Source organism: Parendozoicomonas callyspongiae, assembly GCF_023502345.1.
Lineage (GTDB): Bacteria > Pseudomonadota > Gammaproteobacteria > Pseudomonadales > Endozoicomonadaceae > Sansalvadorimonas > Sansalvadorimonas callyspongiae.
In genome coordinates this window covers 1-937 of record NZ_JAMFLX010000104.1, presented here as the reverse complement: position 1 = coordinate 937, position 937 = coordinate 1, and the positions used below count along the sequence as shown (strand labels likewise).

Annotated in this window: 1 protein-coding gene; it reads left to right on the top strand. The window is 36.8% G+C overall.

Features of this window, described 5'->3' with window-relative positions; genetic code table 11:
• Positions 1 to 506: hypothetical protein (locus M3P05_RS20465; RefSeq protein WP_249701989.1), on the top strand; the 506-nt coding region annotated here is incomplete at its 5' end.
• Between the last annotated feature and the right edge of the window lie 431 nt (positions 507 to 937).

Sequence of the window (937 nt, the reverse complement as noted above, 5' to 3'; positions counted from 1 at the left end):
GCGTTATGTGCTTCCCAGGAATCAACAACGTGCCAACAATCCAAGAAATCAAATGTGAAGCAATAATATTCAGGGAACTTATCGACAAATGTGACAAGGAAAAAACTGAACTTATAAGAAGTGATTTCCCAGTTATGAGCTGTAAACTTTCATCTATGTTGCTTGCTTTCCATTTTCTAAAAATATGGCCCGACATTAAAATTATTGGTATCAGTGCGGCAGCGAAATACTACCGAAATATTACGCACTACTGGCTTGAGATAGATGACTTAGTTATTGATATAACAGGTGATCAATACAATATCCTAGAAGATTGTCATCTCAACAAAAGCATCATCAGCCAAAGACCTTTTCAGAAGGTCCATATCGCAAATAAAAACACGAGTTATTTGTACAAAATTTTCAAAGTACGAGAATCAGAAATTTTTGTCTTTGGGTTTCCAGAAATAGGCGATGACTTTATTGAACAAATGAAACTATCGCATATCCAGTTACTAGAACAGTAAATATGCACATAGCAAGAGAATTTTGTATAAACCATGAAGTCCGAGATCTTACAAAAATTCTTTATCTATTGTTGCGCTATGGTACCTCTATTCTTTGGCGTGGTATGGATATTTAACTTTGGTTTCACTGATTATCGAGCACACCTTACTTATATTGGTTTGCCGCTTGGCATAGCAATGTTAGCTCTTGCAATAGGTATGTTTCTACTCAATAAAGTAGCTATCACTATTTCAATTGTTTTGGCGGCACTAACGATATGCGCTGCAACATGGATAGTTTCATTCAAACTACATTGGTTTTATGTAGTAGTAATAGTATCTGGCTTAACCTATTTATACTTTTCAAAACAGTATCTATCACATAAAACATCACGCACATAACAAGGCCATCCAGCCGACCGCCTGCGGCGTCGGCTGATGGCGGCGTTAGA